This is a genomic window from Bartonella sp. W8167 (genome assembly GCF_016100335.1).
GTDB lineage: Bacteria > Pseudomonadota > Alphaproteobacteria > Rhizobiales > Rhizobiaceae > Bartonella > Bartonella apis.
Window position 1 is genome coordinate 270,490 of record NZ_JACFSQ010000002.1, and the last position, 24,522, is coordinate 295,011.

Annotated in this window: 25 protein-coding genes; 13 read left to right on the forward strand and 12 right to left on the reverse strand. The window is 44.3% G+C overall.

The genetic code is table 11. From position 1 onward, the window contains the following. Positions 1–14: 14 nt before the first annotated feature. From rpmI to nth, 3 genes are all read right to left on the reverse strand, one after another. Positions 15–218 (reverse strand): 50S ribosomal protein L35, encoded by a 204-nt coding sequence (gene rpmI, locus H3V12_RS07850; protein WP_075869939.1) that lies wholly within the window; start codon positions 216–218, stop codon positions 15–17. A gap of 137 nt (positions 219–355) precedes the next feature. After that, on the reverse strand, positions 356–1,408 hold the full coding sequence (locus H3V12_RS07855; RefSeq protein ID WP_198214223.1) for a trifunctional transcriptional activator/DNA repair protein Ada/methylated-DNA--[protein]-cysteine S-methyltransferase: 1,053 nt from the start codon (positions 1,406–1,408) through the stop codon (positions 356–358). Positions 1,409–1,640: 232 nt separating this feature from the next. Continuing rightward, on the reverse strand, positions 1,641–2,381 hold the full coding sequence (gene nth, locus H3V12_RS07860) for an endonuclease III (RefSeq protein WP_198214224.1): 741 nt from the start codon (positions 2,379–2,381) through the stop codon (positions 1,641–1,643). Between the two features lie 115 nt (positions 2,382–2,496). Between nth and H3V12_RS07865 the strand changes: the two genes are divergently transcribed. The 6 genes from H3V12_RS07865 to H3V12_RS07890 all read left to right on the forward strand — a co-directional run bounded on the left by H3V12_RS07865 (position 2,497) and on the right by H3V12_RS07890 (position 8,329). Continuing rightward, on the forward strand, positions 2,497–2,925 hold the full coding sequence (locus H3V12_RS07865; protein WP_075869649.1) for an Hsp20 family protein: 429 nt from the start codon (positions 2,497–2,499) through the stop codon (positions 2,923–2,925). A gap of 17 nt (positions 2,926–2,942) precedes the next feature. Then, the gene (locus tag H3V12_RS07870; RefSeq protein ID WP_075869938.1) at positions 2,943–3,191 is read left to right on the forward strand and encodes a DUF1150 family protein; all 249 of its coding nucleotides are present in this window, start codon (positions 2,943–2,945) and stop codon (positions 3,189–3,191) included. Positions 3,192–3,955: 764 nt separating this feature from the next. Then, positions 3,956–4,462 carry a hypothetical protein gene (locus H3V12_RS07875; protein WP_198214225.1) on the forward strand — a complete coding sequence of 169 codons (507 nt, stop codon included), beginning with the start codon at positions 3,956–3,958 and terminating at the stop codon, positions 4,460–4,462. Between the two features lie 34 nt (positions 4,463–4,496). Further along, positions 4,497–4,997 (forward strand): hypothetical protein, encoded by a 501-nt coding sequence (locus H3V12_RS07880; RefSeq protein ID WP_198214226.1) that lies wholly within the window; start codon positions 4,497–4,499, stop codon positions 4,995–4,997. Between the two features lie 247 nt (positions 4,998–5,244). Next, positions 5,245–6,600: a hypothetical protein gene (locus H3V12_RS07885; protein ID WP_198214227.1), complete on the forward strand. Its 1,356-nt coding sequence runs from the start codon at positions 5,245–5,247 to the stop codon at positions 6,598–6,600. Between the two features lie 331 nt (positions 6,601–6,931). Continuing rightward, a complete protein-coding gene (locus H3V12_RS07890; RefSeq protein ID WP_198214228.1) occupies positions 6,932–8,329 on the forward strand; it encodes a hypothetical protein in 1,398 nt (465 codons plus the stop codon). 16 nt (positions 8,330–8,345) lie between these two features. Here the strand turns inward: H3V12_RS07890 and H3V12_RS07895 are convergent, their stop codons facing one another. From H3V12_RS07895 to H3V12_RS07910, 4 genes are all read right to left on the reverse strand, one after another. Next, on the reverse strand, positions 8,346–8,714 hold the full coding sequence (locus tag H3V12_RS07895; RefSeq protein WP_198214229.1) for a hypothetical protein: 369 nt from the start codon (positions 8,712–8,714) through the stop codon (positions 8,346–8,348). 221 nt (positions 8,715–8,935) lie between these two features. Further along, entirely contained in the window at positions 8,936–9,529 is a 594-nt protein-coding gene (locus tag H3V12_RS07900) for a DUF992 domain-containing protein (protein ID WP_246713072.1), read from the reverse strand. Positions 9,530–9,775: 246 nt separating this feature from the next. After that, complete coding sequence (locus tag H3V12_RS07905) at positions 9,776–10,360, reverse strand: hypothetical protein (protein ID WP_198214230.1); 585 nt, start codon at positions 10,358–10,360, stop codon at positions 9,776–9,778. Positions 10,361–10,541: 181 nt separating this feature from the next. Beyond that, entirely contained in the window at positions 10,542–11,462 is a 921-nt protein-coding gene (locus H3V12_RS07910) for a DMT family transporter (protein ID WP_198214231.1), read from the reverse strand. A 467-nt stretch (positions 11,463–11,929) separates the two neighbouring features. Here H3V12_RS07910 and H3V12_RS07915 point away from each other — a divergent pair, with 467 nt between their 5' ends. Further along, positions 11,930–12,547 carry a hypothetical protein gene (locus tag H3V12_RS07915; RefSeq protein WP_198214232.1) on the forward strand — a complete coding sequence of 206 codons (618 nt, stop codon included), beginning with the start codon at positions 11,930–11,932 and terminating at the stop codon, positions 12,545–12,547. 124 nt (positions 12,548–12,671) lie between these two features. On the opposite strand, the gene H3V12_RS07920 is transcribed toward H3V12_RS07915, so the two are convergent. After that, positions 12,672–13,259, reverse strand: coding sequence for a hypothetical protein (locus tag H3V12_RS07920; RefSeq protein ID WP_075869638.1), 588 nt, complete (start codon positions 13,257–13,259; stop codon positions 12,672–12,674). Between the two features lie 184 nt (positions 13,260–13,443). Between H3V12_RS07920 and H3V12_RS07925 the strand changes: the two genes are divergently transcribed. Then, entirely contained in the window at positions 13,444–16,008 is a 2,565-nt protein-coding gene (locus H3V12_RS07925; protein WP_198214233.1) for an autotransporter outer membrane beta-barrel domain-containing protein, read from the forward strand. Positions 16,009–16,234: 226 nt separating this feature from the next. On the opposite strand, the gene rmuC is transcribed toward H3V12_RS07925, so the two are convergent. Next, complete coding sequence (gene rmuC, locus H3V12_RS07930; RefSeq protein WP_198214234.1) at positions 16,235–17,425, reverse strand: DNA recombination protein RmuC; 1,191 nt, start codon at positions 17,423–17,425, stop codon at positions 16,235–16,237. A gap of 101 nt (positions 17,426–17,526) precedes the next feature. Here rmuC and def point away from each other — a divergent pair, with 101 nt between their 5' ends. The 5 genes from def to H3V12_RS07955 all read left to right on the forward strand — a co-directional run bounded on the left by def (position 17,527) and on the right by H3V12_RS07955 (position 21,907). Next, the gene (gene def, locus H3V12_RS07935; RefSeq protein WP_075869635.1) at positions 17,527–18,057 is read left to right on the forward strand and encodes a peptide deformylase; all 531 of its coding nucleotides are present in this window, start codon (positions 17,527–17,529) and stop codon (positions 18,055–18,057) included. After that, positions 18,057–18,986 carry a methionyl-tRNA formyltransferase gene (gene fmt, locus H3V12_RS07940; RefSeq protein ID WP_198214235.1) on the forward strand — a complete coding sequence of 310 codons (930 nt, stop codon included), beginning with the start codon at positions 18,057–18,059 and terminating at the stop codon, positions 18,984–18,986. Before def ends, fmt begins: the two co-directional genes overlap by 1 nt. A 1-nt stretch (position 18,987) precedes the next feature. Then, complete coding sequence (truA, locus tag H3V12_RS07945) at positions 18,988–19,731, forward strand: tRNA pseudouridine(38-40) synthase TruA (RefSeq protein WP_198214236.1); 744 nt, start codon at positions 18,988–18,990, stop codon at positions 19,729–19,731. A 295-nt stretch (positions 19,732–20,026) separates the two neighbouring features. Further along, positions 20,027–20,959: a polyphosphate kinase 2 gene (gene ppk2, locus H3V12_RS07950; protein WP_075869937.1), complete on the forward strand. Its 933-nt coding sequence runs from the start codon at positions 20,027–20,029 to the stop codon at positions 20,957–20,959. A gap of 87 nt (positions 20,960–21,046) precedes the next feature. Next, the gene (locus H3V12_RS07955) at positions 21,047–21,907 is read left to right on the forward strand and encodes a transporter substrate-binding domain-containing protein (protein WP_198214237.1); all 861 of its coding nucleotides are present in this window, start codon (positions 21,047–21,049) and stop codon (positions 21,905–21,907) included. Between the two features lie 47 nt (positions 21,908–21,954). On the opposite strand, the gene H3V12_RS07960 is transcribed toward H3V12_RS07955, so the two are convergent. The 3 genes from H3V12_RS07960 to H3V12_RS07970 all read right to left on the reverse strand — a co-directional run bounded on the left by H3V12_RS07960 (position 21,955) and on the right by H3V12_RS07970 (position 24,508). Next, the gene (locus H3V12_RS07960; protein WP_198214238.1) at positions 21,955–22,974 is read right to left on the reverse strand and encodes an NADP-dependent oxidoreductase; all 1,020 of its coding nucleotides are present in this window, start codon (positions 22,972–22,974) and stop codon (positions 21,955–21,957) included. 99 nt (positions 22,975–23,073) lie between these two features. After that, entirely contained in the window at positions 23,074–23,697 is a 624-nt protein-coding gene (locus tag H3V12_RS07965; RefSeq protein WP_198214239.1) for a trimeric intracellular cation channel family protein, read from the reverse strand. Between the two features lie 532 nt (positions 23,698–24,229). Next, positions 24,230–24,508 (reverse strand): HPr family phosphocarrier protein, encoded by a 279-nt coding sequence (locus tag H3V12_RS07970; protein WP_198214240.1) that lies wholly within the window; start codon positions 24,506–24,508, stop codon positions 24,230–24,232. Between the last annotated feature and the right edge of the window lie 14 nt (positions 24,509–24,522).

A 24,522-nucleotide genomic window follows, 5' to 3' on the forward strand; every position in this document is an offset into this window, starting at 1 on the left:
TTAAGAGCTAACTTTTAAAGGCCGTTCGGCAAATAGTTTTTGATGATTTTCTTGGCGTCAGGTGCACCAAGAACCATGGTGCCACGTGCATCACGCAAAAACTGGTTGGAACGTTTGATCATGCCATGCTGCTTGCCTGCGGCAGCTGCCTTGATTTTGCCTGTAGCGGTAATTTTGAACCGCTTTTTGGCAGCCGATTTGGTCTTCATTTTGGGCATTTTGCTTCTCCATTGTTGTGATTGATGTTCGTACTGACCAAAGCACGAACAAGCATAAAAGTCGTCACGGCATGCCCTGCCGGACGGCTTGAACTGGGTTCTCATAAAACAGAGCCTCACAAATAGCAAGCAGACTTTTATGCAAAATACTTTTTTTCATGGCGCAAAAGCCAATCTTTACGCCACAAACCGCCAGCATAACCGGTAAGCGAACCATCCGCACCGATCACCCTATGACAGGGGATGATGATTGCAATCTGATTTTGCCCGTTTGCACGTGCCACCGCCCGCATAGCTGTAGGTCTATCCAATCTACGCGCCAATTCACTGTAAGAGCGTGTCTCCCCCGCCGGTATTTGGCGCAAAGCCTCCCAGACAAGGGGTGCAAAGCCACCAGAAACTTTGGCAAGCGGTGTTTCAAAATGGCAGCTTTTTCCTTGATAATAATCGGCCAACTCGGCTTCTACCTTGTCAATTACCGCTGTTCTTTCAAAACTGATGGAAGAGCGGGTCGCGGACTGCAATTTCTTGAGTTCTGTCAACAGCCCCTTGCGGTCGAAAAACTCCAAAAGATGCAAGACATGTTGGTCACTGACGGCAAGCATTTCACCTATCGGTGTTTCAATCCACGCCGCTTTTAGAAGAGTGCGATTTTGTATTGCTTTCGGTGGGTGACCGATGAGCTTGAGGATTGCTTCACGAAAGCCGCTGCCCGAATCGTAGCCGGCGGAAAGTTGTGCTTCGATTACCGGTTGTCCGTGAGAAAGCAGTACAGCCCCCCGGCTTGCTCTTTTCAAGCGCACTAATTCGAGAAACGTCATGCCTATCTGGCGTTTAAAAACGCGCCGCACTGTGGAAGGGTCAAACCCCATCCGTACAATATCGTCTTCCGACCATATGTGATCGGGATTTTCATCCAGTCTCGCCATTAAATTACGAAAAAGCGGATCAACGTGGCCACCTGCTTCCAGCGGATGGCATTTCTGGCAAGGCCGATAGCCCTGTTCGAGACATGCCGCCGCACTGTCACAGAAAAATACGTTTTCCCGCTTGGGCTTTCGCGCCGGACACGATAGCCGACAAAAAATGCCTGTCGTTGTCACGCAAACAAAGACATGCCCGTCATAGGAGCGATCCCGATTGATCAGAGCTTCATAAAGCTGGTCTGTATTATTGGTTAGAAGTGTCATGAAAGTTTATATAAGCCAAAAAAAAGCAATTGTGCGCCGGAAATCGGGCGCACATTTTTATAAAATTTAGCCCCCAAAACCGGCCAAGCCTGTCTGTTATTTCACCGGGCAGTTCCAACGATTCCGCTCCGACTAATCGGATAATGTATAATTTTTGTCTTTAATGTCATTGGCTATCCGGAAATGTCATTGGCTATCCGGATTGCCGCAAACAGGATTAATCTTTTGACTGTTAAACCGGAACCGGCGCACCATTGCCTTTCACTTCGACAAGAGGTGCGGGAATAGAACTTGTTTTAATAGCTGCCTTGCAAATATCGGCAATAATACAATGCACACAATCCGGTTTACGGGCTTTACAGATGTAACGACCATGTAAAATCAACCAGTGATGGGCGTAGGCCATATATTTTTCGGGTATTATTTTGACAAGTTTCTTTTCAACCTCTTCAGGCGTTTTTCCGGGTGCCAGTTCTATCCGGTTACAAAACCGGAAAATATGGGTGTCAACCGCCATAGTCGGCTGATTAAAAGCAACATTAAGCACAACATTCGCAGTTTTACGCCCGACACCTGGAAGTGCCATCAGAGCTTCTCTGGTATCAGGCACTTTTCCGGCATATTTTTCGTTCAATATTTTGGAAAGCGCATAGACATTTTTGGCTTTTGCCCGCCACAGGCCAATCGTACGGATATAACCGGCAATGCCTTCTTCTCCGAGATCGGCCATCTTCGCGGGCGTATCGGCAACAGCAAAAAGCGGTTTTGTTGCTTTGTTCACGCTTGCGTCGGTCGCTTGTGCCGACAAAACCACCGCCACAAGCAAAGTGAACGGGCTTTCATAAACAAGATCGCTTCTCGGATTTGGTCGCTGAACCGAAAAACGGCGAAAAATTTCTTCGATTTCGTCACCTGTATAGGCAGTTCCCGCTATTTTCCCGACTTTCGACCTTTTGGCCTTCACATCCGTCATTACCTTTTAAAAACCTGTCTTGAACTTCAATCTTGAAATTTCCATATAACAGCTAAAAGCAGAAAATGCCAAAACGGGTTTTCTGTTCAATAGTCGCTTCGAAGAGGACTACCTTATGACACGCATGACACCTTTTTCCAACCCGTTGCTGTTAGGCTTCGAAACAATGGAAAAAACGCTCGACCGTTTGAATAAATCGGGCGATGGCTATCCTCCTTATAACATTGTGCGTTTGTCCGGTGAGGAACCAAATGAACGACTGCGAATTACATTGGCAGTCGCCGGTTTCACGCCGGAAGACCTTGATGTCACGGTTGAGGATAATCAGCTTATTATTCGCGGTCGGCAAGCTGACGATGAGGAATTCGAATATCTCCACAGAGGTATTGCCTCTCGCCAATTCCAGCGGGCTTTTGTGCTGGCAGATGGAATAAAGGTAGGGGCTGCGGAGCTCAAGAACGGCTTGCTTTCAATAGATCTTGAAAGACCGGCTCCGGAAAAGCGCGTCAAACGCATTACGATCAGTGCCATAGACGACGAGTAATGCGACAGGAGAAGAAAATGAAAAACGAAAAATCTTTGTCCATGCAGGAATTTGCTTTGCTCGGTGAGGGCGAACTTGCCTATCTGCGCAAAATTCGTACCGATGAATTAAGTAAAAAATTTCCGAATATGCCACCAATGACACCCGGCATTTCTTTATGGGCTTTGTTCGGGGCTGGCGGTGAGCCGATTATCCTTTCCGATGTTCGCGCCAAGGCTCTGGAAGGCGCAAACGATCAGGAATTGAAAACGGTTACCTTGCAATAAAACGTTCGTTGGGAAACGTTTTATTTTTTCAAGCTAAATGACTGGAATCGGGACTATTCTTAAGTTTTGTCAACATTTGAATGTTGCCATAAATTTTGAAAGAATTGTGCCCGATTTCTTCGTTGTTTGTTCAGGAGCAGATAAAAAATAGTCTCCCGGTTCAATGAGATTTACCGATTGAATTTATGAGGTTTTATGACTTCTATTGCAATCGTTGCAGGTCTTAATCTGATTGTTTAACACTACCCTCCCCTCAATTACACGTTTAAGATGAAGCAAAAGACATCTTGATAAAGCCTTTAAACGGGGAAATCGTATCTCCAATAGGGATATATATTTATCCATAAACGTTTTTAATTTCAGAGTTACATTTTAAATGTAAAAATGAAGATAATTAATATAATTTTATTTATTTGTCAATATTATTATAATTGTTCTATATATATTTTCAAATTTATGAGATAATATAAACAATATTATATTAGTTATATTGTTTTATAAAAATTCATCTGGCTATATCTTTATATATTATAAAAAATATTCTTTTTTCTACCGTTTTTTTAAACCCGCTCATTAAAATGTTTTTCTACTTGGCAAGGAGAATTTTTCTCTTTCAATATTTGCGTCAAGCGGTTAATATTGAGGAAGTTTCTAGCGCTTTTCACTTAATGTAGTAAAAATTTTTCTACCTTATATTTTTTACCTTTTAGAAGAACAGCTATCATGAAAAACGTTAAAAATACGATTTATCTGCTTATAGCAAGGTGCAAAATTCTTCCTATCAGCAGGATCGTGACGAGGGGGTCGTTTTGCGAAAACAGGCAGTTATAGCTTTTCTTATTTTTACTGTGGTCGGTGGTTTCGGATTATGCGTTTGTCGTTGCATGACAAACTATTTTTTATATTCACGTTTTTTCAATGACCGTTTCATTCTCGATATGATGGAAAATTTCAGTAGTATCGCGGCTATATTATTCTATCTTGCGGAAAATCTGCTGGAAGCTGCCGTTTTTTCGATTTTTCCTACAGTCTACCTTTATCAGTTAAAAAGATTGCCTATAGTATTTGTGATGTCCTATTCGGGGGCTATTTATCTGATGGGGGCAATCGGAGTTGCTTTCTATCTTAATCTTGCGCGTGTTACATTACCGCTCAATTCAATTCTCGTTTACGTGCTACTGACACCATTTCTTTATATCATTGTACCAATCTGGTTTGCCTATATGGTCTATTATATTTATTGGCTTGCACACGCGGAAATGAAAACTTAAAAGTCATCTAACAACTCGATGACTTGTGAGCATTATGACAGACCATAATAAATCAACTCTTTATAGCTACCCCATGCGTGGCTTTGGCGTTATTACAATTTTTCTGTTGCTTGGGCCTGCCGTCCAGACAATTGCCGGAGTTTATCTTCTTCATCATTGGGTTGGCGGCACAAATCTGCTCGTAGAGATTTTCGATGTTTTTAGTAACGATGTGCGTTCAAGATTTTTATCCGGTTATTCCTATTACATGCCTTCGGTGTTTTTAAGCGGAGTATTTTGTTCTCTTCCTCCCTCACGAGGACTAGGGCTTTCACTTTCAGCATCCATTTGGCGTACCATTCTGGTTAGTTTATGCGTGGAAATATTCTATATTGTTATGTCCCAGATTGTTACGCCCGAGCCCAATATGGTGCATATAACAAGTGAAGATATTCTTCGTAGGCTCTCTTATGGCTTCATCCAATGGATATTTGTCGGCTGGGTTTGCTGGATTCTTGCAACCGGTTTCAGACTTGATAAACCGGTCAATGATTGATGTCCGGCGGTTGGAGCAAAATACTTCTCGAAACAGATCGATACCTATCTGTTAAAACCTGAAAAACCTGTATGTTTTAAAAAACTGTAAAGCAAGCGCGAGCGAAACATTTTAAAATAGTATTCCAAAGGTCTGAAGTTCGGAAAAAACCGCGCTTTCGTTTATTACGCAAAAAACGGGATTGGCTCCATGGTAATACTATGCTGTGACAGTTATCAGTATTCGAGAATAAAGGATATTTTTTCTCATGAGTAAAAATGCCGACATAACAGTACGCCCCGTCGGTTTTTTGCTAGCGCGCTTTCTCCAAGCTGTGCTTGTCTTTGTTGCTGGGATTATCATTCTGCCTACAGCATGGTCTTTCTTTTTCCTCCTGTTCGGCGGATGGTTTAAAACATTCGGCTTTTCATTGACCATTGCTTTCTTCCGGCCTTATCAGATCTATCTGCCAAGTTTTATAACCGCCTGTCTCATCGCTTTTATATTGGCGGCGAGAAGCGCGAGCTGGGGAAGTATTTCCCTGCGATTTACGTTGATAACCTCGGTCTTGATGGCACTTTTGTTCGACGGTGCCATTCGTGCTTTCAAATTTCTGTTTCCCACACTTTTTGCCAGTGTGGGTATCCAGAATGAAGCATTCCTTTATTGGACAATTGCATGGATTTTTGCCGGTTTCTTATTCTTTATCATTCTGAACTTGAGCGGCCTTACATTGCGTTACAAGGAAATAGAACGGCCTCGGCTTGTTGATGCTATGAAATTTGCAATCGTCTATGCAATTTACGGTCCGGTACTTTATATCATCATCACATTATGGATCATGGTAGGTGATAGTTTGAGCTATCTTGGAGCGCGCGGTACAATCTCCGGAGAAATAAACACCGCCGGCCTCATGCTTGTGAGCCTTACCGTTTTCTGTGGCGTGCGCAGGCTGCGCCTTCAAGGTTCCCTCTCCTGGCGCTGGCTTTTTAGCATAACAATCGCCATCTCTCTGGTTTTCTGGATTGTTGATAGTATTTTTGTATCGAAATCGGATTGGCAGCTCACTGGACTTTATGTTTTGGCTGTTTATCTTTTGACCGCTATCAGCCTTTCTTTAATTGGCGGCGTGCTACTATATTTGCTGGGTGTGCCATTTAACGGGAAACGTTTTCAAAAAATCATTCGGCCATCGCCCCGTTTCCACCATGGAAGCCGGTTGTTTTTTGCACTTTTTCTGTTCATTATCTTTTTTATTTCTGCACCGCCCCTATGGCAATCGGGAACGATCCTATGGCGGGCATTGCTCTTTTCCTTTCCGCCAGCTTCGTTTTTTACCGCCAGTCTTTCTCTTGCCTATCTTAATGCAGGCCTTATTTTCAGCGGATTTATTGCAATTATTGCGTTCCTGAAACGCCAGATAGACTTCGTTTCTATCTTTCTTGCGGCATTTATTTGTGCCCTTTGCAGCCTATTTCTGCCAATAAGCTATCTGGGCGTCAACTTCGGCCTCGTTTTCAATTCAATCGGTTGTTCAATGCTGCTTCTTGCCCCTTGCGCAGCATTCGGATTTTACATTTCTCACCTTTGCAAACAGGTTGTTGTGAATTCAGGGAAACCTTGAAAAATTTACGTAATTGTCTCGACGGCACCGGAGACTTGAAGAGGCCTGATATTTTATTCCCTCTTTCTACAGTTCCATTTTCCTTCTACTGGCAGTCGAATTTTTGTAAGTTAAAAGCTCACAATATTTTGTATAGGTCTTCAAACTCGTCACATAGTTGGCCGGTTAAGACACAAAAACTGAAGACAAATCCATATTTGAAATCATATTTTTCGATAAATTCAATAATCCGATTGAAAGCACTTCGCTCATCTTTGGCGAACATTGCAGAAGATTGGGACCAGTGATACAAATTAACAGATTATTAATATTCTCAGGCGGAGTGGTGTTTATGAAACCTGTTGTGGCTGCGTTCATTATGTGTCTTACCCTGTGCTCTTTCGCCTTCGCTCAGGAAGGCCGGAATAATGACAAGACATCAACAACCCCTGAGCAAGCAACAGCGACAGCACCAACGAAATCAACAACAACGACAGCACCCGCAGTAGCAACAAAAACGACAGCGCCTGTTGATGCAACCAAGGTCGAAGGCAACCAACAGCCCGAAAATCCTTCTCCGGCACAGAATACACCGACAGAACCATCGGGAAAGCCTATGACTTTTGCTCTCCACACAAGCAATGAAGGTCAATGTCCCACATGTCGCTGGATCAGTGCGGAAGGCAACATCGTTCCAGATACGCCCGCATCGTTCAATCGCTTTCTTGAAGAAAACAAGCTTGCCGATCCGCTTTCTGTCCCCGATGGCTTGTTGATATCTTTTCACTCCAACGGAGGGGATATCCTTGCGGCAATTGCATTGGGCAGAGAGATCAGGAAACATAATTTCGATACAACTGTCGGCAACACAATCGTTAAACCTCTGGAAAATGAAAAACTGGCAAATCAGAATGATGACAAATCTGCCGATAAAGCAGATAGCAAAGCCGACGACAAAGACAAAACCGAAAATAACCCTGCTTCAGAAACACAAGAAGTCAAAACCGTTTCGGAACGGATCGACGGAATATGCCGGGAAGCTTGCATATGGGCATTTCTGGGCGGTAGAGCTCGCAATGTCAATAACGGTAAACTGGAATTACGCACCTACCGTCCGCCACTTGACGGAGCTGGTACCACCTCTGGTCAGGAAGTCAGCGTACGCCAACAACAACTTGCCGACATTGCTTATATAACAGATTACTCGGAAGAAATGGGGTTTAATCCCGTCATAGCTTTCATAAATTGGGATAATGCGGATTCACATATATTTTCAAGTGATGAAATACGAAACTATTCGATCGATTTTTCACCTGATGTGATTGGAAAATGGCAATTGGCGCCAATTAACGAAACACTTGTCGCAATAGCTTCAAGCAATGACAAAAAGACTTCGGCACGTCTTTATTGTGATAGTCATAAAACAATGTTTCTCGAGATAAGTGGACCAACACGCTATAGCGCAGAGAACTATCAGAATTATCAGCAAACCGTTCAAACGTTACAAATCTGGGGAATGAGTGTGGGGATAAGCCAGGTGCAGACCAACTTGTCTGAAGGGCGGGTCGTCTACACAATCGAGCTTCCGAAAAGTCCGTTACAGGATTGGCATGTCGACGCGCCCTTTCTCAAAGGAGATAACGTAGCTGAACCGTTAAAGGGAATTTTCAATATTGAATTTTCCGATATGCCGGGTCTGAAGCAAGCAGCACGCTTCGTTATGAACAACTGTCCTTCGACATCACGCTAATAGGCATCGTTCACCTTCATTTTTCCAACTTGAAAAAGATTTCCAGAATGGCGAAAGGCATAAAAACGCCCAATAGAAAAAACACAATCGAGACGGGCAATTGATCCAATATTTCGCTTACCCAACTTGTCTCGTTCACAGGTGCCTGCGTTAGCATAAACATTTCGGCCATTGTCGTCAGGTGAAAAACACCGGCTTTCAGATAGACAATCAGATCCGACAAACCATAGAGCCCTGAAATAATAAAAAGCGGAACGCAAAAGACGAGCGCCGTCAAACACACGACGTTTTCCTTTTTTTCTCGCTTTTGATCGGAAACATCCCCGTCATCATAGATAACGGGGTTGCCGAAATTATCATTCTCGTAGAGATCCAGTTTGACCATTTTCAATAATTACCTCGCAACGTTGATGACGCCTCTTTTAAACGTCCAAACTTGCGCGAGGATGGCGCAAATAAAAAGCGGCCGGTTAAATCGACCGACCGCTTTTAAAACTTGAAATTAATTTTCGAATATTAACTGATAAACTTATTTCAAAGAATTACGATCAAGCTTTTATGGTTCTGAGCCTAAACTATCGCAACCCCGTTATAAATCAAACTATATCAGTGCTTCTTGTGATGAGAGGCAACGCGTTTATGATGCACATTGGCTTTCTTGTGGTGAACAACGGCTTTTTTATGGTGATAAACCGCATGTTGTTCAGCATAAGCAGGAGCCAACGACATTTTCGATACACCAAGAGCAAGGTTCAAGCCTTCATGGGCATCAACACTCAAAGGCTGCAATGTGAGACCATTGGCTGGACCGAAGCCAAGGAGTTGACTACCGGCACCGGCTGCAAGGCTGATGCTTGATCCAACACCACCATAATTACCTGCAAGCGATCCATTGGAATGGGCATTAGGCGAAGTTGCAAGAACCCACCATGTCATTTTGGTGCGGCCTGTTACACCGAGGTCAAGACCGTAATTTTCTATGCGACCGACATAATGGTCGTTGATCGAATGACCGTTAATCGGGATAAATTCGCAATCAAGCGCTTTTGAAGAGCTTACAAATTGTCCAATACCGCCCTTGCTGTCGCAGGTAAGTGTACCTGATACCAAGCCCGTTGCACCAGCTTGTGTTTGCAGGGATAAAAGCGCAGTAGCAGCAAATGCCAACGATGCAAAAAATGTTTTCTGATGTTTCATCATTTACGTTCCTTCCTAAATGCTAAACTCGTTCAACAACGAAAGTTCCAAAACGTAGTTTCGACTGGAATATAAGCTCTCGAACGCCGAAACACTAATGAATTAATAAATTATTACAAATGTGTGATTTTAAATAGGCCTTTTTTAAAAAAGACAAGACAAGAAAACCGAAAACCCCGGCCTTGCGACCGGGGTTCAGAACTCTTCATTTAATATGATTGAAAGTATTAAGCTTATAAAAGCTGTCCATTATGGATGGGGGTCTGCAGGAGGTTCCGGCGCATCAGGCCCTTTAGGACCTTCAGGGCCATCTTTCGGACCCGGATGCGGCAAAGCATAGCGTTCCAGTTTTGCTAACTGGTCAGCGTCCAGAACCTTACGCAGTTCACTTGCAGCGTCTTTGAATTTTTTAGCTTTTTCAGCACGATCAAGAGCCCGATCGGCAATTGGTTCACCAAAAATAGGCTTTACCGCATCGGGGGCTGGCTTAGCATCCGGAGCTGGTGGTGGCGGCGGGGTAAGGTCAACCAGATCAACAAGGCTTGAAGTATATTTACGCCATGCATCAAGCTGGTTTGAACGAATACCGACAGCCGTTTCCATCGCTGAAAGCTTTTCAGCCATATGCATTCCGGCATGAGGCCCTCTGAAATGTTCATGTCCTTTTTCCGGCCCCTTCGGACCTTTATCCTCAGGCCAGATATGATGATGAGGCGGCTTTGGATGATGTTCACCATGTGCAGGCGGCGGTGTTGGCTCTGCCAAAGCAGAAGAAACGAAAGCCGGAGCAAGCAATGATGAAGCAAACACTGACGCAAGCAGTAATTTTTTCATTTTTATACTTCCTTTTATAGAACAGATAATAAAATTACTGTTATTAATTTTATTTCTTAACTAATAATCTGGACGCCCAAAAAGGCGAAATTGCGGTAAAAATCGAGCAATTATGAGGCCTTAAATTAATTCTTGGCAATGTTTGGCTAATCCCGTTTCATCACCTACCGACGAAAATCGCTCACTGTTTGATACGGGCAATATCCTCTTCCGGAATTTTATGATCAACCACCCGTTTGCGGTGGAAAATGAAAAGTCCTGCAAAGATGATAATTGCCGCTCCGATAATGATGTAACGATCCGGATAATTGTTGAAAAATATTATTCCGAAAATAATGCCCCATAGCAGCAGCGTATATTGCAAAGGAGCAAGCACCGAAGCCGGTGCAAGCTTTAATGAACGGGCAATCAAAAGATGGCCACAGCACGATACGACACCAAGAAGTGCCATTGCACCCCATTGTAACATTGTTGGCTCTATCCAATGATTAATTGTCAAAACCAATCCAACAAGAAGTGCGCCGATTGTTTGCCAGGTAACGAGGACAGTATCCGTGACATCTTTTAAAACACGGCTCAAAACGATAACCATCGAAAAGCCGAAACTGCCGAGAAGCGCAAAAATCGATGGCCATGAAAGCATGGCCGATGATGGACGAAGTGCAATAATAACGCCGATAAAGCCCACAAAGATTGCAAGCCAACGCCGCCAACCGATACGCTCATTCAGGAAAAAGTGCGATACTGCTGCCACATAGATCGGCCCTGCCATATAAAATGTAACGACATCTGCCAGAGGCAAATAAGCGACAGCTGCATAAAACAGCCCCGTATCCATTGTGGCGAAAACCACCCGCAGCAAAATAAGAAACGGTTTTTTGGGCTTAAACAAATTTTGTGGCGTGACGGTAGTAAGCATCGGCCCCAAAATCAGAAACGCACCAATCGAACGCAGCATTAAAACCTGTCCGACAGAAAATGTTGCTACCAGCCACTTGCCCATGGCATCATTGGCTGCAAACATGAAGTCGCCGAGAAGCATCAACAACATGCCCATAAGCACGATGTGATCGGACGTTTTTACCGCTTTAAACCAATTCATAAAACCAGTCTCACGAAACCAAATTATTTAAAGAATCGCAGTTCAGAAACGAGAATTGACAGATAAGTCAAATTTTGTCCATTGTATTTTCTTTCACTTAAAAAAGCAGTCAAACCGTTAATCGGATAAAACAACCACGTCTTTAAAAAACGTTGCAAAGCGGGATAGGCACCCTGGCTTGCACTGATTACGTTATGTTTCGTTAATACGTTTTGGAACGGGAAAAACGTAAAAACACTTTCGAGCTTTATATAGTGATACCGTCTTCAATTGTTACTATTTGTCTCCGGATTCAATAAAATGACAATGACATTTTACAATTCCACCCGTGCACATAACAAAATCATAGTAAATAAAGACAGACCACTTTATAACGACATTATGACTTTCCGAAAATATGGCTAATGCGTCGGTTCAAAATTGAAATTTATGGCGCAGATTCCGGCTTTAAAAATTGGGAGAAAAAATTGGCCGATAAAAAACTCGAAGAAACCCACCTTATCAGCGATGTCAAACTTCCGAATGATGAAAAAAGCCTCAAAGCTATAATCAATGAGGCGAATGGCCGAATTACAGTTTGGGAAGGTGGGGTATTTATTCCTCTTGCCTTTCTGGTGCTGGGAATTGCGCTCATTGGCACTGCCTATCAGAATTTTCAAATAGGAAAGATGATGACAATGGTCATTCTTGTTGCCTTGGCGTTGTTATTATTTGTTATTCTGATCCGTACGATGATACGTCGCCGTATCCCCTATATGGTACTTTCCCCGGAAGGATTGGAAACCACTGTATTCAAAACGCCTGTGCCATGGCGCGGAATAACAGATTTCCAGATCAATTCTTCAAAAAGCAATTCGATGAACGTCGCCGTAGGTATGGAATTTGTTATCGACGACAAATTTTTACCTGAAGAAAATGCAAAATGCCGCGGCGGCTCCTATTATGACAAGGCAAAAAAGAAATTGATGATTTCCGGTTTCAATTTCCGGCTTGAAACCAATCGGGATAAATTGATCAACGAGCTTGATACATATCGCAATGCAGCTCTTGCCCGTCATAAACTTGAAATGAAAAAATATAAATAATTCCGGCAGGCCTTTTCCCTTTTATCAAGCTTCACCAAAAAGGCGCATGATTCTATCTGCTCATGCGCCTGATCTTTATCTTCAAAACGGGCTAAGACCTGCCTTTTCGAAAATAGAATTTTATTTAACGGCGCCCGCAACGGCGCAATTGCTGGTCATAACGGCGTGCCATCTGATCGGTTCTTTCGGCAGCCGATAAAATGGCGCTACTCGCCCGCCCGCCGGTACGGGCATAAGCACTATGTCCCATATAATAATTAAGATAAAGAGCATAGGCGTTATTAGGATTGATACCGTTAAGTTTTACACTTTGGCTGTGATACCAGCCGATAAAATCGGCCGCATCTGCAAAATTGGTGCGCTTTGCCCCGCGATTACCGGTAGCACGGATATAATGTTCCCATGTTCCGTCAAGAGCCTGCGAATAACCATAGGCTGAAGACCGACGCTTCCATGGAATAAAGCCGAACAGTTTTTTGCGCGGCGGACGGGCATTATGCTTATAGCCAGATTCGGTATTCATTGTTGCCATGATAATCGGCATCGGTATACCATAACGGCTTTCTGCCTTTTTGGCTGATTTCTCCCAATTATTGAAAAAACCATCCTTTTGGTCAAAGACGGCGCAAACATTGTTTGTATGTGTAGGGGCTCTCGATGCACAACCACCCAGCACCGCTACAAGCGCCACGAGAAACACTATGCGCTTCATGATCAATACCTCTGTTTTGACTAACGAGGATATAGTGGTCGTCTTAACAGATTGTTAAGATGTTTGTTAACCATGTTTCCAGCTTTTACCCTGTTAGCGTGTTAGCTGGTTCAAATTTCAACTATTTGTTTAGAGTTGAAAAAGAGAATTGTCCGCAATGATATTCATTCTAAGGACATTTCTCATGAAGTGCTTACGTCTAAAACTTCACTCGAACTCGTTGGGAGCCACGGCACTCGCAGGAACCTTGGGAATTGGCATTTTGTCCCTGACAGCTATTCAACCGGTTGTCGCACAATCGATTTTTCTTTCCGGCGGTGGTGGTGGTGGCGGGTCGCTAACCGGAAATGGTGGTTATGGTGCAGGTGCTCTCATCAGCGCGGAAAAGCCTGATATTCGCGGTCATGGTGGTCAAGGTTCGGGTGAAAATGGAGGTACTGGTGGCGCTGGTGGCACTGGTGCTTCGGATTCGTATACCGGCAAAAACACGTTGACTGACGATCAGAAAAATGCGCTGGACGGCATCAACTTTGGCGATATATCGTCAGGTAACGAATTCATACACAATCAAGGCGGCTCAGGAGCAGATGTTGGTGCGACTATTGAGAAGGATATCAGCATAGAAAATATTATCCTCGAGGCCGGCGATGGAGGAAATCCTGCGTTATTACCTGAAGGCCAGTCAGGAACTGTAGGAGCTGGTGGACCAGGAGGGAACGTGCGTTTAAAGGGTTCCGACAAAAAAATCACAGTTACGAAAAATATAAGTATTACAAGTGGAAAAGCAGGCGGCAACGATCCGAGCAAAAATAATGCCGGCAATATTGAATTCTTGGCGGGATCTGTAATTGTCGGCGGTGAGGATGTCTCTATCAACCTCACACGTCAAGACGGGGAGTTAAAGTTTAAAACCAATCAACTAGACGCCAGCAACGGTAATCTCACACTTAATCTTGACAACACCCAATCCTGGTCCCCACACACTAACACGGGTGTGACATTCGGTGATATGACAATCGGTATGGGCCGCAAAGTCACGATCGAGGGAAATGGCGAATATTCTATTTCGTCATTGACAATCGGAAATAAAGTAGAGAGCCCAAGCGCAGAAGGTCAAGACGACAGCGCTGTTATTCAACCTGCAAAATTTTCGATTAACAAAGATCTGATTTTAGATTCAAAACCAAAAGATCCAAATTCAAAGGATCCAAATCCAGACGATTCAGCTCCTAAATTAATTTTCTATCTCCCTGAAAACATTCAAAATGGCGATTCCTTATTAAAGATGACAGGTGATGGCAAAGTTTCAATCAATAATGCCGCGGTCGCGCTCAGACTTGCCGGCACCGATTTACGCCGTTTGAGCCCGGGTGATCAGATCAGATTGATTGATGGTGACGTTGTTGGAAATTCGTCAACGACAAACCAGACACTTTCAAATGGTGCGAAAAATTGGAACTTTGATATCGCCACGCAGAGAGATAATCTGGTTGCCTCGCTTAAAGGGCCGACACCTCCTTCAAATACCGGTGATGAAACGGGTAAGGGTAGTAATTCGGGAATAAATGATCAATCCGGAAGCAATAGTGATTCGGGTAAAAACAATAATTCCGGCGACAATAACACTAACGGGAATAATTCCGGAAAAGGAAATGATACCGATAGCGGTTCCAGCGACAACAGTTCGAATAACCAAAATACCAATTCCGATAATAACAATCAGAATAATGCCAAAGGAAATAATGGAACCCAACCGAATCTTATCGGAAAAGATGATGGCAAAGGCAATATTTATACCGATAACTATGGTGCGGTAACAATCAACCGCGCCAAAGCCAATGCCTATTTCCAGAGCAACGCGGCAGCACTTAACGCTCTTAACTATGGTGCTGACCAGATTGCTTCGATTGACGATTATGTTCTACCAATGGAAGTCAAAAAATTCGGTCAAACTGTTGAAGGCGTTGTTTTCCTACAAGGCAGTGGTTTCCGGCAAAAAGTCGAAACGGGAAGCCATATCAAGAATGATGGCTACCATTTGATGGGTGGTGGCGGCATCCGTTATCATGAAGACCAGGGCAATCTTCTTGCCACCGTCTTCATCGAGCACGGCGATGGTGATTTTGATACCTACCATCAGAGTATTCATGGAAAAGGTGATTTCAGTTACACCGGCGGTGGCCTTTATACCAAACAGACGTGGGATAATGGTTGGTTTATCGACAGTTCGGGACGCGCCGGACGGGTTAAACGTGACTTTAAAAGCGGCGACATCGTGAATGGCGGCTTTGATGATAAAAGCTCGAATTATTACGGCTTCCATATTGGCGGGGGTAAAGAACTCGAAATTTCGCCCGACAACAAACTTACTTTGAATGGTCGTTTGTTGTGGACAGAAATCGAGAATTTCTCGACATTGTCAAAGGCTCAAGAACATTTGGGCTTTGATAGTGCCCGCTCTGTTCGCACGCATTTGGGTGCCCGCCTTGACCATAAGGTTACGCAAGAGGCAAAACTTTATGCAGGTGCCGCCTGGGAACAGGAACTTGATGGCGAAATCGAGGGAAAACTCGACAGTTACCGCGTCGACAAGCCCGATTTTAGCGGTGCAAGTGCCGTCTTTGAAGTGGGCGGTAAATACGAGCAAAATCAGGGAATGCAAGGCTGGGTTGCCAATGCAGGTATCAAAGGCGTTGCCGGCAAACGTGATGAAATTGCCGGTAAAGTCGGCGTCGGCTACCGCTGGTAATCGTGACACCACTTATTCCTGAATTGATAATGAAGGTTGCGGCGCAAAATTGTTTTATGATGCGTCGCAACTTTTTTATTTTCTTTGATAGATGAATTCGCCGTCGATTTTCGGTGTGAAAACCAGACTAAGAGTCGAATCCTTTTTACTTACAGATTGCTTCAACAAATTTACTTACAGTTTGCTTCGCCAAACTGCATTTGTAGCTATACGTTTTAACGTCAAACTATTTTTGAATATCCAACCCCAGTTGCTGAGCAGACTTGGTTGGTGGCGTATCGGTTTTTGCAGGCTCCTTCAAATCGAGTTGTTCGATTCTGTCTCCACGATTTTTGATTTTTCCGGTCGTCGTAAGGATATCCTCGACATCTTTGGACGTGCTTTGAAAATGACTATGCAGTTTCTTCACCCGATCATCAAGGCGCACAACTTCTTCCATCAGGCGCCCGACTTCGGTTTGTATCAAATGCGCTTGTTCGCGCATACGGGCATCTTTCATAATGGCTTGCACCACCTGAATCGATAACATCAGAAGAGATGGTGAAACAATGATGACACGCGCGCGATTGGCTTTTTGAACGATTCCTTCAAAATCTTCATGAATTGTAGCGAAGATTGACTCCGAAGGCACAAACATGAAGGCCGTATCCTGCGTTTCTCCGGGGATCATATATTTTCCCGAAATGGCCTTGATATGTGTATCCATATCGGTCTGGAACTGGCGTTCGGCAGCCTGTTTTTCCTGAGGTGTCGGCGCTTCACGCATATTATTCCACGCTTCCAGCGGGAATTTTGCGTCGATAACCAATGACGGGGCATGATTTGGCATAAAGACCAAACAATCAGGCCGCGTTCCATTGGAAAGTGTTGCTTGAAAAGCATAGGCATTGGGCGGCAAGCCATCGGAAATAATGGCTTCCATTCTGCCCTGCCCGAATGCCCCGCGGGTTTGTTTGTTGCTCAAAATCGCCTGCAACTGCACAACTTGGCCGGCAAGCGACTGGATGTTGTTTTGCGCTGTGTCAATAATGGCCAACCTTTCCTGTAATTTGGCAAGATTTTCATGCGTCGATTTTGTCTGCGCATTAATTGTCTGACCAAGATTGTTGCTCATGCCGGTCAATTGTTCGCGGATCGATTGATTGAGTTCGGCTTGCCTGCGGCCGAATATTTCAGCCATTGTTTGCATGCGGCCTTGCATTTCGGCTTGCGTTTTCAGAAGTTCGTTCATATGGATTTCGGCATCTCTCGCCCGTTCTGCAACCTGTGTATCAAGGACAGAGCGGCGCCGGTTGCCAATGATGATAACAATAATCATGACAACAAGCATGGCCGCAAGGATCATGAGCAGCCAGTCCATCATAGTGAAAGAAAAGCCGGCAACGGGAATGAGAGGATGAGACGACGAATCAAACATTTTTCAAGATTAGCGGTTTTCCCGTCACAAAGCGATCAAAAGGCTGAGAAAATCAACAATATCGCATTGACGTACGAAATGTGATTGATTACCTCTTCTTTATGTCGATAAAACCTTTAGTTATTCTCCCTGATCCTATTTTGCGCAAAGTTTCGAAACCGATCGAGCGCGTTGATAAGCCATTGCAAAAATTGGCTGACGATATGTTGGAAACAATGTATGAAGCTCCCGGAATCGGACTGGCAGCAATACAGATCGGCGAGCCTTTACGTCTTTTGGTGATTGATGTTGCCGGTAAAGACGAACCCAAAGCCCCGCAAGTTTTCATCAATCCGGAAATTTTATGGCAATCGGATGAACCCAACGTCTACGAAGAAGGCTGCCTATCCATTCCCGACTATTATGCGGAAGTGGAGCGCCCGAAACGTGTACGTGTGAGCTATCTTGATCGCGAGGGTAAAGAGAATGAAATCGAGGCCGATGGTTTGTTGGCAACCTGTTTGCAGCATGAAATCGACCATCTCAACGGCGTTCTGTTTATCGACCATATATCCAGATTGAAACGTGATATGGTCATCCGCAAATTTAAAAAATTGGCCAAAGAAAAAGCGCAAAGCGGAGCACGGTTATAATGTCTTTGCGGCTTGCCTTTATGGGAACGCCGGAATTTTCGGTTCCCGTTCTTGAAGCACTTCATCAGGCAGGCCACGAGATTGTGGCCGTCTATAGCCAGCCGCCGCGTCCGGCTGGCCGGCGCGGATTGGAACTTACCCCCACACCTGTTGCCTCTGCTGCCGAAAAACTCGGCATTGAAGTTCTTACTCCCAAAAGCTTGAAAGACCGGCAAGAACAGGAACGTTTTTCGTCATTCAAGCTTGATGCGGCGATTGTTGTGGCTTACGGGCTTTTATTGCCAAAAGCCATTCTTGATGCACCGCGTTTTGGCTGTTTTAATGGTCATGCTTCGCTTTTGCCGCGTTGGCGTGGCGCTGCCCCCATCCAGCGGGCAATTATGGCTGGCGATAAAAAAACCGGTATGATGATTATGAAAATGGATGAAGGACTTGATACCGGCCCTATCGCACTTTCAAAATCAATCGACATTGCCCCTGATATGACCGCAGGCGAACTTTACGACGAGTTGGAAAAAATTGCCGCCCCTCTCATGGTAAAAGCCATGGAAAAGCTGGAACAAGGTGATCTGACACTGACCCCTCAGAAATCGGAGGGGGAAACTTATGCCAAAAAAATCACCAAGGATGAAACCCGTATTGACTGGTCGAAACCGGCAAAAGAGTTGCAAAAACGTATATGTGGGCTTTCGCCTTTTCCCGGGAGCTGGTGCGAGATGGAAATTTCCGGTAAACGGGAACGGGTCAAGTTACTAAAAGCAACGCTTGTTGCAAGTTCTTCCCTTGGCGCAGGCCATATCGACCCTGAAACCTTGACAATCCATTGTGGCGAAGGGTGTTTACAAATTACGCGGCTGCAAAAAGCCGGTGGCAAGGCTATGGATGCGGAAACTTTTTTGCATGGTTTTCATGTAACCAAAGTCTATTGATATGGCACGCTTCAAATTAACAATTGAATATGACGGGACGAATTATTGCGGTTGGCAACGACAGGATGGCTTAAGAACCGTTCAGGCGGCGATTGAAGAAGCCATCTTTGCTTTTACAGGCGAAAAAGTGACAATTTTTGGTGCCGGTCGTACCGACGCCGGTGTGCATGCGACAGGACAAGTTGCACATGTCGATCTTCAAAGAGATATGCGTGCCGACAAAGTACGAGATGCTATCAATGCACATCTGACCCTTAACAAAGAAAATGTTGCAATTTTGAAATCGGAAGAGGCCACCGCTGATTTCGACGCACGTTTCTCCGCCCGAAAACGCCATTATCATTTTGTCATCTTGAACAGACGCGCACCGGCGGTTCTTGAAGCAAACCGTGTTTGGTGGGTACCTAAAAAACTTGATGCGAAAAAAATGGATGAAGCGGCGAAGCGGCTTCTGGGGCTTCATGACTTTACCACTTTTCGCTCGAGTGAATGTCAGGCAAAGAGCCCGGTAAAAACCCTTGACCAGCTTGATGTCAAACGTATCGGCGAAGAGATACATATTTATGCAAGTGCCCGTTCATTTCTTCATAACCAGATCCGGTCTTTTGCCGGCAGCTTGATGGAAGTGGGCGTCGGTCGCTGGAGTGCGGATGATCTTGAAGCTGCGCTTGATGCCAAAGACCGTCGCCGTTGCGGTATGGTTGCTCCCCCGTCGGGACTTTATCTCACACAAGTGGATTATTAATTTTAACGGGTGGCGAAGCGGAATTCGAAATTCCGATAAAATATTATTATTCCCGATTTCCGAAAGAGTTCGGTTATTTTAAACAAAGTGCTGATATTTTTAGGCAAAAGAACCGAAAAGCCATTTTCTTTTTTGAAGATGAAGTTTTATAGTCATTTTATCGGGTGGTATTTTTGTGCCCTGCACAACGCGCTCAGAGGGTTTTTATTTTGGACAAAGCTTCCAGCCGCTTTCAATATCCGGTTTTTTAAAATCCGGTGTTTGAAAATGGTTGTTTATTGATAAGGGATTTATTGTGGCTCAAAAATCAAAAAAAACAAATCAGTCAAAACATGAAAAAGAAGATGTCGGCATCAAATTGACAGTCGCGGGGAAAAAGCGCGTTTTTGATATTAACGAACCGAAACTTCCCGAATGGATCCAGAAAAATGCTTTGACATCGGGAAACTATCCTTACGACAAAAAAATGCCCCGTAAGGAATATGAAGAGACATTGCAGGATCTGCAAATCGAGCTGGTCAAATTGCAATCCTGGCTTCTTGAAACGGGCGAACGGGTTGTTGCTTTGTTCGAAGGGCGAGATGCTGCCGGTAAAGGCGGGACGATTTTTACACTTCGCCAATATATGAATCCGCGTACTGCGCGCAACGTTGCTTTGCCGAAGCCCGACGAAACAGAAAGTGGCCAATGGTACTTCCAGCGCTATGTGCGCCATTTTCCTACCCATGGAGAATTCGTCACATTCGACCGCTCATGGTACAACCGCGCAGGCGTTGAAGCGGTTATGAAATTTGCAACCCCTGCACAAGTCGAGACATTTCTTGCCGAAGCGCCAACATTTGAAAAATTGATTGTTTCCGATGGCATCAGATTTTTCAAAATCTGGCTTGATATCGGGCAGGAAATGCAATTGAAGCGTTTTCATGAACGCCGTCATAGTCCGTTGAAACACTGGAAATTTTCCAAAATGGATGAAGCGGGAATTACCCTTTGGGATGATTACGGCAAAGCTGCCGATCGCATGATCGAGCGCACCCACTCGGCTATGGCTCCTTGGACAATTGTCAAATCCAATGACAAAAGGCGTGCACGGCTTGCGGTAATCCGTCGTGTGCTTCTTTCTATTCCCTATGCCGACCGCAATATTTCGGCAATCGGTCCCGAAGACGAAAAAATTATCGGCGCAGGACCGGACTTCTTACGTAACGCCAGCGAGAACCTGATCTGAATATAGCGGGATAGGTATTTACAAAACGATATCTATCCTTTTTACTGATATCGATACACAAATATTTATGCTATGCGGATAACCGTCATGCTGCATCACAAATTGTCTTTATCCGCGTTGGTTGCTTTTTCCTTTATCTCTCTTTATCCGACAACAAGTGAGGCTGTTGATCCATCAACATCGGGATTGCCGCATTTTTTTGATTCCCAGGAACGATTGAACCACCCCAATCTCGGAACCCTTCAGAGATTGAGATTTTTAACCACTGTCGATTTCCCGCCTTTCAATTTTATTGATAAAACAGGACGACTTTCCGGATATAATATTGACCTGTTACGTGCCATTTGCATGGAATTGAAACTGGAACAAGTTTGTGAAGTGGAGGCTGTTCCCTGGAATGAACTGATCTCCCACATGAATGAACATGGCGGAGAGGCCATCATTGCCGGTATGAATGAAACACCGGAGACTGCCAAAAGCCTGATTTTCACGCAAAGCTACCTGAGGTTTCCGGCACGCTTTGTAAGTTCGGGAAATATTGCGCTTACTGAACCTATCGAAAAAGACTTGAAGAAATACAAAATAGGCATTGTAAGCAAAAGTGCTCATGAAGCACTTTTTTCCGCCTATTTTCCGGAAGTAAAATGGCAACCATTTAAAAATGATGAAAGTTTGCAGGCGGCGCTGAAAGCCAAAAATATTGATCTCGCATTCGGCGACGGAATGGCATTTTCCCAATGGTTGAATGATCCTCAATCGGAAAATTGTTGCCAATTTGTGGGTGGAGCATATATCGCCCCGCAATTTTTACAAAGCGGCCTTAGAATTGCCGTCTCAAAAGATAATCCGCAACTGGTCGAAGCCTTGAACTATGCATTGAAATCACTGGAACGCAAAGGAAAGCTCACCGAGCTTTATCTGCGTTATTTTCCCATCAGCTTTTACTGAGAGCTCGCCAGAACAATTTTCCGACGAGCTCCCTATAGTTACGATCACTATAAACGGATAATGACTTTACCGAAATTTTTACCCTGAAGAAGGCCGATAAAAGCTTCTGGCGCGTTTTCCAGACCTTCGATAATATCCTCGCGATATTTGAGATGTCCCTGACGCAACCACTCTTGTGCCTGGACAATGAACTCGGGTCTTTGCTGTTCGAATTCCCGTTCGATAAAACCGCGAACAAGCATACTTTTTATCAAAATCGCATTCATCAATTCCGGCAAACGGTCAACATCGTGTTTTACATTGTTAGAGCCGTTATATTGGGCTATCAAACCGCAAACAGGTATACGGGCAAAAGGATTTAAAAGGGGAAATACTGCATCCCACACCTTGCCGCCGACATTTTCATAATAAACGTCAATACCTTCAGGACAGGCCTTGGCAAGACGTTCGGCAAAATCGGTGCTTCTGTGGTCGAGCATGACATCAAATCCCAGAACATCGCGACCAAAAGCACATTTTTCCGGACCACCGGCAATGCCGACCGCCTTGGCACCTGCGATTTTTGCAAGTTGCCCAACCATCGCACCGACAGTTCCCGTTGCTGCTGCAACAACCACTGTCTCGCCCTTTTTCGGTTTACCGATGTTGCGCATTCCGGCATAGGCAGTAAAACCCGGCATACCAAGAATACCTAAAGCAGTTGATAATGGTGCGTCAAAATTATCTAATTTTTTTAGGTTTTCACCTTTTTCAATGCTGTAACTTTGCCAGCCACTTGCCGAGAGAACCTTGTCGCCTTTCTTGAAATCTTTGTGGTTGGAGCTGACAACTTCCCCTACAGTTCCACCGACCATGACATCACCGATTGCTACCGGCTTGTCATAGGATGGCGCGTCCGACATACGTTGACGCATATAGGGATCCAATGAAAGATAAATGATCTTTATCAACACTTCGCCATTCTTCGGTTCCGGCAATTTGACTGTTTCGAATGCAAAATTTTCTTTAACAGGCACTCCATGCGGGCGGGACGCGAGCACAACTTGTGTTGAACGGATTTCTTCCATTACTGTTTTTCCTTTCATATTTTCCAATCAAAAGATGGACTGAAGAAAGGCAGCTGTCAACAAACGTAAAGTTGGAATTTCCCTAAGCCTTCACAAGACTTATTTCGGGCGGTTTGGCGTTTTCAATGTGATGGGAGGAAGATTGATCTGATAATGGATAGAGATAATGCGGATAAAAGTGCAAACCGCAATTGCGCTCCATATTGCGATTGTCGGAGATATGAGCCGGGCAGACCCCAAAAGAACGATAGCGGAGCCGACGATAGATGCACTCGCATAAATTTCTTTGCTGAAGATTATCGGCGTGCGACCGGTCAGAATATCTCTTACGCATCCACCGCCAACAGCACTCGCACATCCCAGGATGATTGAAATCTGGATATTGCCTGTCATTTGATAAGCTTTATCCGAACCGAAAGCCGCAAAAAAGCCGAGCCCCAAAGCATCAAGCCAGAGAGTCGGTTTTTCCATCCGCATAATCAATTCCTGACAAAAAATGCCGAGCAACACCGCTCCGATAATGGCTATCATATATTCGATATCGGTAAGTCCAACAGGCGGCGTTGCTCCCAAACACAAATCGCGCATGATACCGCCACCACAGGCAGTTGCCATCGCAACAACAAAAACACCGAAGAAATCGAAACCGCGCCGGATACCTGCACTGGCACCGCTTAAAGCAAAAACAAAAGTTCCAATCACATCAATCGAATGAAGAAGCATTCGCGTTCCTTTAAAATTTCCAACTACGTCTGCGATAATTTTCTAACTATTTTTATTTAATGCACGGCCGCTTGATGTCAGAGAAGAGAATCTTCGAAACCGGATAGTATCGCAAAAAGAATACTCTAAATCTCACCTTCGCCATCTTTCAATTGGTCGATTGGCTATTGTCTCGGCCAGATAGCTTCGCTGTCATGATGATTATTTTTGTTCAGCAAATTCGCTCACTTGCATCTTCTAATTTTTGTTTGATTTTGTTTGTTCGAAGATTGAAAGATAATGAAGAAAAACGGAATTTTCTATAAGATATAATAGGGATAAAGTCAGATAGAAAACCGGCACGCCCGTAAAACCCTATGCCGATTGTTATACGGGAAAAACTTTTTTTGAACTGCCCGTGATATGAAAAATATTTTATATCTTTCGTTTCAATATAGCGGTTGATTATTGTGTGTCGATTGGCTGGATACCGAACAAATAGCCGAATTCTCAGTGCCTTCAATCCCTCATAGAAAACCGGATTTTTAACATCCTAGCTTTCTTCGTCGAATTTATTGTTCACGAGTTTTTCGAGGGCATCAAGTACTTCGCTTGCTTCTTTACCTTGCGCAGTAACATCAATATGGCTTCCTTGGGAAGCTGCCAACATCATCAATCCCATGATCGAGTTGCCGCCAACTGTCTGTCCATCTTTTTCCACTTCGACGACAGCATCGAAACTTTCGACAGTTTGCACAAATTTTGCCGATGCCCGTGCATGAAGGCCTCTTTTATTTGAAATAATCAGTTGCCGCTTTAAAAGACTATCCATTTTTTCTTAAATAG

Excerpts from the sequence above, each read along its gene's own strand:
- truA (WP_198214236.1), top strand. The coding sequence starts at position 18,988 with ATGGCACGCTTCAAATTAACAATTGAATATGACGGGACGAATTATTGC.
- H3V12_RS07910 (WP_198214231.1), bottom strand. The coding sequence starts at position 11,462 with ATGAATTGGTTTAAAGCGGTAAAAACGTCCGATCACATCGTGCTTATG.
- def (WP_075869635.1), top strand. The coding sequence starts at position 17,527 with ATGTCGATAAAACCTTTAGTTATTCTCCCTGATCCTATTTTGCGCAAA.
- rpmI (WP_075869939.1), bottom strand. The coding sequence starts at position 218 with ATGCCCAAAATGAAGACCAAATCGGCTGCCAAAAAGCGGTTCAAAATT.
- fmt (WP_198214235.1), top strand. The coding sequence starts at position 18,057 with ATGTCTTTGCGGCTTGCCTTTATGGGAACGCCGGAATTTTCGGTTCCC.
- H3V12_RS07885 (WP_198214227.1), top strand. The coding sequence starts at position 5,245 with ATGAGTAAAAATGCCGACATAACAGTACGCCCCGTCGGTTTTTTGCTA.
- H3V12_RS07865 (WP_075869649.1), top strand. The coding sequence starts at position 2,497 with ATGACACGCATGACACCTTTTTCCAACCCGTTGCTGTTAGGCTTCGAA.
- H3V12_RS07880 (WP_198214226.1), top strand. The coding sequence starts at position 4,497 with ATGACAGACCATAATAAATCAACTCTTTATAGCTACCCCATGCGTGGC.
- H3V12_RS07870 (WP_075869938.1), top strand. The coding sequence starts at position 2,943 with ATGAAAAACGAAAAATCTTTGTCCATGCAGGAATTTGCTTTGCTCGGT.
- H3V12_RS07925 (WP_198214233.1), top strand. The coding sequence starts at position 13,444 with ATGAAGTGCTTACGTCTAAAACTTCACTCGAACTCGTTGGGAGCCACG.
- H3V12_RS07900 (WP_246713072.1), bottom strand. The coding sequence starts at position 9,529 with ATGATGAAACATCAGAAAACATTTTTTGCATCGTTGGCATTTGCTGCT.
- H3V12_RS07960 (WP_198214238.1), bottom strand. The coding sequence starts at position 22,974 with ATGGAAGAAATCCGTTCAACACAAGTTGTGCTCGCGTCCCGCCCGCAT.
- H3V12_RS07855 (WP_198214223.1), bottom strand. The coding sequence starts at position 1,408 with ATGACACTTCTAACCAATAATACAGACCAGCTTTATGAAGCTCTGATC.
- H3V12_RS07905 (WP_198214230.1), bottom strand. The coding sequence starts at position 10,360 with ATGAAAAAATTACTGCTTGCGTCAGTGTTTGCTTCATCATTGCTTGCT.
- nth (WP_198214224.1), bottom strand. The coding sequence starts at position 2,381 with ATGACGGATGTGAAGGCCAAAAGGTCGAAAGTCGGGAAAATAGCGGGA.
- rmuC (WP_198214234.1), bottom strand. The coding sequence starts at position 17,425 with ATGTTTGATTCGTCGTCTCATCCTCTCATTCCCGTTGCCGGCTTTTCT.
- H3V12_RS07895 (WP_198214229.1), bottom strand. The coding sequence starts at position 8,714 with ATGGTCAAACTGGATCTCTACGAGAATGATAATTTCGGCAACCCCGTT.
- H3V12_RS07920 (WP_075869638.1), bottom strand. The coding sequence starts at position 13,259 with ATGAAGCGCATAGTGTTTCTCGTGGCGCTTGTAGCGGTGCTGGGTGGT.
- H3V12_RS07970 (WP_198214240.1), bottom strand. The coding sequence starts at position 24,508 with ATGGATAGTCTTTTAAAGCGGCAACTGATTATTTCAAATAAAAGAGGC.
- H3V12_RS07965 (WP_198214239.1), bottom strand. The coding sequence starts at position 23,697 with ATGCTTCTTCATTCGATTGATGTGATTGGAACTTTTGTTTTTGCTTTA.
- H3V12_RS07890 (WP_198214228.1), top strand. The coding sequence starts at position 6,932 with ATGAAACCTGTTGTGGCTGCGTTCATTATGTGTCTTACCCTGTGCTCT.
- H3V12_RS07955 (WP_198214237.1), top strand. The coding sequence starts at position 21,047 with ATGCTGCATCACAAATTGTCTTTATCCGCGTTGGTTGCTTTTTCCTTT.